This is a genomic window from Corynebacterium sp. HMSC071B10 (assembly GCF_001814825.1).
In the GTDB taxonomy this organism is placed as follows: Bacteria; Actinomycetota; Actinomycetes; order Mycobacteriales; family Mycobacteriaceae; genus Corynebacterium.
This window is the reverse complement of the sequence record NZ_KV817971.1, coordinates 1-6,399: the sequence shown is the minus strand read 5'-3', so window position 1 is coordinate 6,399 and position 6,399 is coordinate 1. Positions and strand designations below refer to the sequence as shown.

At 53.7% G+C, this 6,399-nt stretch carries 5 protein-coding genes; 2 read left to right on the top strand and 3 right to left on the bottom strand.

The window, feature by feature from the left end; translation table 11 throughout:
* Both HMPREF2990_RS13080 and HMPREF2990_RS01515 read right to left on the bottom strand, forming a co-directional pair.
* The coding region (locus HMPREF2990_RS13080) for a hypothetical protein (protein WP_210399948.1) at positions 1-268 on the bottom strand (268 nt) is incomplete at its 3' end.
* A 544-nt stretch (positions 269-812) separates the two neighbouring features.
* Positions 813-1,787, bottom strand: coding sequence for an NAD-dependent epimerase/dehydratase family protein (locus HMPREF2990_RS01515; protein ID WP_070762354.1), 975 nt, complete (start codon positions 1,785-1,787; stop codon positions 813-815).
* Positions 1,788-2,275: 488 nt separating this feature from the next.
* Here HMPREF2990_RS01515 and HMPREF2990_RS13165 point away from each other — a divergent pair, with 488 nt between their 5' ends.
* Positions 2,276-2,629, top strand: coding sequence for a type IIL restriction-modification enzyme MmeI (locus HMPREF2990_RS13165; RefSeq protein WP_016423158.1), 354 nt, complete (start codon positions 2,276-2,278; stop codon positions 2,627-2,629).
* 70 nt (positions 2,630-2,699) lie between these two features.
* Here the strand turns inward: HMPREF2990_RS13165 and erm are convergent, their stop codons facing one another.
* Positions 2,700-3,554, bottom strand: a complete 855-nt coding sequence (gene erm, locus HMPREF2990_RS01505; RefSeq protein WP_070762352.1) for a 23S ribosomal RNA methyltransferase Erm — start codon at positions 3,552-3,554, stop codon at positions 2,700-2,702.
* Positions 3,555-5,741: 2,187 nt separating this feature from the next.
* Between erm and HMPREF2990_RS01500 the strand changes: the two genes are divergently transcribed.
* Positions 5,742-6,050, top strand: coding sequence for a helix-turn-helix domain-containing protein (locus tag HMPREF2990_RS01500; RefSeq protein WP_024058948.1), 309 nt, complete (start codon positions 5,742-5,744; stop codon positions 6,048-6,050).
* Positions 6,051-6,399: the final 349 nt, after the last annotated feature.

Genomic DNA, 6,399 nt, shown 5'->3' with positions numbered 1-6,399 from the left:
TTGGGTGTCCACTAAACGAGGGTAACCTCAGATCGGACAATTCTTGTAAGGACCGGCACGGCACCAGGGAGACAAAATGGTAACTTCGGCCCGCCGCCACATGCTCCGCAGCCGCCTCGAAGATCTTTTGATCGGCGAGAGCCTTGACTGTCCAACTGTTACTAGTGCCGTTCTGTCGTTTTAACTGGTGCACTTCGGTAACGAGACCGTCGTCGTAAGTGAACTCGGAACCTCGATTTAGCTCGGCGTCGATGTCTTCCGCAGTCAACGCCCGTCTATCGTCGACGATGCAATATAAGGCATGGCGGATAGCCCATGCGAGCTCGTACCTATTTCCAAGCTTGTCTGTTTCTCCGCCAGGTCTAGGCGACATCAGACCTCCGAGATCACTTTCAACGTGGGATGCCGTATGGCGACACTCATAGCAGACTAGTGCAGGCTCGACCGAGTATGGGCACCGAGTGTGAGGCACTTGCGTCTATTTAAGTACACTCAAACGACTACGGGCCAAAATGCGATTACAACTAAAAGTAACCCTGTCCAGGAACTACACGTTGAACTCGAATTCAACGGAGTGGCGAAAGAAGGCTACCTCACTCAGTTGCAAGCGATTCGAGAAGCTGAAAAGTGTGCCGCAAGGCGTTTCCTGCTCGGAAAGGCAACCTCCGCAGGCTAGATCGTTCCGCGTCATGAAGAGCTAGCACCGCCGAAGTTGCCCTCAAGCCAGATTCGGACTCATTCTCACAGTCAGTCGCGGAACGAAAACCAACTTAGTACGGTCCCGACTGCAACTAAAACTGTTCCTGCCGAAACTAAATACCACCTTCTAACCGCTGGCGAAGCACGACTTCCTCTTCATCGCTGAGCCCAGCGAGTCTTTCCCCCTGCTGTTCTTCTTCGAATCGCAGCGCATCCGCCAATGTTTCTTTCAACGGGCGAATCTGCAGGCCAGCTTCGTAGGCTGTGGCGCAATCGAGTAGCGCGATGTTGCGAAACTGTTCACCTGGTACCCACAACGGCAACGATTTTGGGCCCATCCACGGGGTTACATCATTAGCGAGAAGCAGTTCATCAGAGCAAGGTCGCTCCGTAGCCTCCGATGCGGTTAACTCACGCGAAATCTTGAACACATCGGACAAGGAAGTAGCAAACCCCGTGGCGTTAAACGTTCCGAAAGTTCCAACTTCTGCAGACTCAACTATCCAGTCTGCAAGGTCTTTCACATCAATCATAGCGACGGGAAACGCCGGGTCTGGGACGATCACGTTCTCACCCGTGGGATGCGCGAAGCGCCACGGATAGTAACCACTGCGCCCTGTTTCGTCGCCGTAGCCGGCGATCAGACCGGGTCGAACTACCATTACCGACCTATTTATGTTGCGATAAATCGTTTCGCAAGCAGACTTTGCAGCTGGGTACTGCCCCATGTTCTCCATGTAGTCAATTTCAAGCGGAGTGACTATGGAATCAGACTCGGAAGAAATACTTCCTTGGTCCTCATATACGCTGCTCGAAGACACAAATATACGATGCTTGGCCTGGAGTTTCGCCGCCGCATCCCGCGCATGCTTCGGCTGACTCGTCAGATCCACAATGGTGTCCCAAGTTTTCCCCGCAACCTCATCGTACGCACCGTCACGGTCACGGTCTGAACTCACAAATTCGGCTCCGTTGGGAACCTTCCCGTTACCCCGCGCGAGGCAAGTAACTTGATGTCCTCGGTCGATTGCTGCAGCCGCAATGTGTCCTCCAAGGAAACCGGTACCACCGAACAATAAAAAGTTCATGTTACTAGTTATACACGAAACCTTCTCACACGTGACCAGTCCTAATCCCAGCGCATCCAAGCTGGAAAAAGATGTCAGAGCAGGATTACCCCACCATCTGCCAGGGATTCTTATTCGGCTAACCTACACATTAAATTTGAACTCGACGGAGTGTCGTCGATAAATAACTATTCGATGCGCAAAGTACAACGAAATACCGCTAGAAACAGACAACATATGGGGGTGCACAGAAACACATATAGGTTCTGCGGAAAACCTATAGGGTGCGTCGCTAAAAACCGCTGTGCGCGAAAAACATAAAGGGTTTACGGACCCGGTCCCAGACCCCTCAATACTCTGAGCCGGAAGAATGGAAAGTGGAAGGTTGATGTATCCCCACTATTTATTTTTTCCGTTTTTCGGAGTACATCGGGAGCTACAACTGCGGACCAGCTCTGTGTGAACTAGATGAGAAGGCGCAGCAGCGAATCATCGACGCTGGACAGTTGGTGCTGCGGGCACGCGAGCGGCACCCCCAGCGGTCACTCGCGGAGCACTACAACCCGTTATCGATGGACCCAATTCTGCTCAAGGCCCACAACAACTTGGACCGGGAAGTCGATAAGGCTTTCGATGTGGCACGCAAACTCACCAACGAGCGCCAGCGCCAGGAGCTACTGTTCGCCAGCTACGGGGAGTTGGCGAGGGGCTATGTCTCCTCGCTTTCATCAAAATCGAAACCACCAGCAGGGTCGTTCCCCGTGCGGGTGATTTTGATCGGTCCCGCTGCTGGGTGTAGAACCCTGTCGCTGGCAACGCCGGGAACTATGACTGTGCCCGACGAGAACACGTCACTGCCATAACGCGGCTCACGGTAGACGAACATGGGTCGTTCACTACTACTGGTGGATTTCGGTTTTGGTGGTGGGGGGATTACCGCCGCCGGCCTCGATTTTTCCGTTGAGGAGGGCGTTGACTACTTCCCGATTGTGAAATGGGCCGATGGCGCGGTGAAGAGGAACCAGTCACCTGGAAGAGATCGATCCAGTCGCTGGTGTGCAATCTGGGAGGTAGGGTTGCGGGGTCGATTCCTCGCGAGCGCAACCATGATTGTGTCTCTGAACGTGATGAAAACAACCCTGCCCTTCGGAGAATTTCCCCTATCCCGCGTCCCCGGGCGGTGAAAACGGTGTGCACCATCGCCTGAAAGGCTTTGCGTTGCTCTATCGGGATCTTCGGGTCACCCACCCGGCGGATCACTAAGATCCCCCCGTCAACGTTTGGCTGTGGCCGGAAAGCAGACCTTGGTACTCGGGAACCAAGGTGAAACGTGAACCATGGGGACCACTGAGCTGTCATCATCGTGCTTGCACCTACCCCGGCCCGGCGGCGAGCGACTTCCCACTGCATGAGGAGTACAGCGGCAGTCCATGCCGGCGCATGCAACAACTTTCGAAGAATGGCAGTGGTGAGGTGAAAGGGAATGTTTCCCACAATGACGCAGGGAGTGGCGGGTAACGGGGAGTTGAGGAAATCATCATGGACCACTTCGACCGACGCCGAGGCGGTCTTTTTTGTGAGTTTGGCAGCTAGTTTTGCGTCTACCTCAACTGCCGTTATTGCCCTCCCCAAGTGGGATATCGGGTGAGTGAGGGCACCGCTTCCTGGCCCGATCTCAATGATGGGGCCGGAGGTTTGTTTTACAAGATCGACGATGGAGTTGATGATCTTGTGGTCTGTGAGAAAATTTTGGCCATGTTCGTGACGGCCGTATCCGTATGTAGACATCAGGTGTGCTCCGTGGAGTTGAAACGGAGCCGGGCATGGCAAATGGCCGCCCGGCTAAAGGACCGGAGCGGTTTCTAACCTGCGGGAGGGAGAAAACCGCCTTAGCGGCTGGTGAGCGGCCGCATGAAAACGGAACCTGAAATCAACATGGGCCTATCGTATCCAATTAATTTCGCAGGGTCCAATACGGTGAGAAAGAAGACAACCGCACCGCAACAGTGCAAGACCTCTCTGGATTGGAATTTAATTGAACATGGGTTTGGGGTACGACGCGCCCTACTCGGAGTGGCACGGACACTACGGCTGCGCGCCCACACACAACAGTAAAGAGCTCGGCAATGCACAGACACGTAACGAGAGCGCCACAAATGTATGTACGTTTAAGTTACAGCATCGACACTGACGCTCCACATGGAGGGACGGCCGCAGCCCTGCAGCAAGCACACGGCAGGGTGTCTGCTTCGGGCGACGTGAAATTACGCAGAAAAATACGAAACACATCACCGCAGGTCACGGTAGGTATTTGCGGGTCATTTCGTAATCTCGTAAACGAAAAGAACAAAACTACGAAACACAAAAACATACGTTGAGCAGCGTAAATGGTTTTCGTTTCGTAATTTTTCCACTTTTTGAAGAAAATCTAAATAAGAAGAGACACCTTGATTGCGATTGTGTCCCGTGTCACATAGCTGCAACCCCTGCAGCGTGCCCTCAACGAGGACGCTCTGTGTCGTAGACATGTGCCTGCAATGCGTGTCTGTGTCTCTCTCTTAAAAGGTTTGGGTCGAAATACCGCAAAATTACGAAACACCGCCGAAATGTGACGTGTCTATGCAGGTCACAGCGTTATCGCGTGTTTCGTAGTTTTGTTCTTTTCGTTTGCGGAAATCACGAAACCGCAGGTAGAGCGTTTCGTAATTTTTTCGTATTTTGATCGGCAAATTACGAAACGAGGTCAAAACTACGAAACGAACACACAACACCTGTGTTGCGTGTCACACAACGGCGCGCCACGGACGTGTTGCAGCGTGGCAGTATCCCGGCCGTGTCACATAGCTGCAACCCCCGCAGCGTGCCCTCAACGAGGACGCTCTGTGTCGTAGACATGTGCCTGCAATGCGTGTCTGTGTCTCTCTCTTAAAAGGTTTGGGTCGAAATACCGCAAAATTACGAAACACCGCCGAAATGTGACGTGTCTATGCAGGTCACAGCGTTATCGCGTGTTTCGTAGTTTTGTTCTTTTCGTTTGCGGAAATCACGAAACCGCAGGTAGAGCGTTTCGTAATTTTTTCGTATTTTGATCGGCAAATTACGAAACGACCGCGCTACAGACGTGTCACAGGTCATAAAAAGGCGCGCCCCTTGCGTGTCACCGTGACGCAGCATCCCGGCCGTGTCACATAGCTACAACCCCTGCAGCGTGCCCTCAATGAGGACGGTCTATGTCGTAGACATGTGTCCGTAATGTGTGTCTGTGTCTCTCCCTTAAAAGGTTTGGGTCGAAATGCCGCAAAATTACGAAACATCCCCGAAATGTGACGTGTCTGTGCAGGTCACAGCGTTATCGCGTGTTTCGTAATTTGGTTTTCCGATTTTCGTAGTTCTACGAAACCGCAGGTAGAGCGTTTCGTAATTTTTTCGTATTTTGATCGGCAAATTACGAAACGAGGTCAAAACTACGAAACGAGCACACTATAGACGTGTCACAGGTCACAAAAAGGCGCGCCCCTTGCGTGTCACCATGCCGCCACACAACAGCTGCCCCACCACAACACCCCAGCCGTGCCACGTGGCGTGTAGAAACGTGCTCGGTTCGATTCGTAAAGATTAGGTCGCAGGCTATTGTGCGCGACGCATAAGTTCCGTACGATGGCCCCCAGACCGTATGTGGCGTTTTAATTCGTTTTTGGTTTAGCCAGCCGCATACGGGGGATAACCCCGAGGATAATTCATAAAGAGACAGCCTCTCGACCGTGATAGGCGCGGTTCCTCCGACGAGATAGACCGGTCGGCAACGGCATTGCCAACCACAAAAGCGGTCAGGTAGGGAGTAAGCGCTCCCGTAAAGCGATGGGACGGCAGACCACCGTTCTAGCGAGTTGAGCACGGCACTCCAAGCCGCCTGAATAGCAAGCCGGTAAAGCACCCCGCTCCGGGACAGATCAATCTGCCCAGGAGCGTTTTTCTATGTCCGAAAAGGACACGACTACCGCCGTCGCGCCACGCTTTTACACGCTGCAGGAACTCGCCGATCTCGGCGTCGGCTCCGAGTCCACGTTGCGAAAAGCTATTAAAGAGGGCCGTCTTTCATTCCACCGTTTCGGCACCGCCTATCGGATTCGCCAAGACGATCTCGACGCCTACCTCGCGGCCGCACGCCGCCCTGCCCCGCAGCTATTCGACGGCTTCGTCGATGCCGTCGTGAATGCAGCGCCCCAACTGACAGATGAGCAGCGCCAGCAGCTCGTCACGGTGCTGGGCGGTGTGAAGCACTAATGCGGACAAACCCGCCTACGACGAGATCCCGCCGCTTAGCTCAGCTAGTCAGGCTGGGTCTTGAACTGAGTGCGAGGGCTGATGGGTGATGGCCGTGCTACTACACACGCGCGCTCCACCGTCGTGCCCCGAGTCCAAATAAACAGTTCATTCAACCAAGGAGAACAAACCATGTCTTTCAGAGACGATTACGCAGCAGCGCTGCGCGATGAGCAGCAAGCAAAAGATACCGTGAACGAGGCGCGCCGTGCACACAAAGCGACAAAGGAGCGCCTTGCGCAGTTGCGCAAGTATGCCGAAGAGTTCGAGGTGAATCTCGACGGTGACAAGTCCGCCAGCACCGAAGGGG

Bases quoted from the DNA above. Each gene is read 5' to 3' on its own strand.
- HMPREF2990_RS01515 (WP_070762354.1), bottom strand. From the start codon at position 1,787: ATGAACTTTTTATTGTTCGGTGGTACCGGTTTCCTTGGAGGACACATT.
- erm (WP_070762352.1), bottom strand. From the start codon at position 3,554: ATGTCTACATACGGATACGGCCGTCACGAACATGGCCAAAATTTTCTC.
- HMPREF2990_RS01500 (WP_024058948.1), top strand. From the start codon at position 5,742: ATGTCCGAAAAGGACACGACTACCGCCGTCGCGCCACGCTTTTACACG.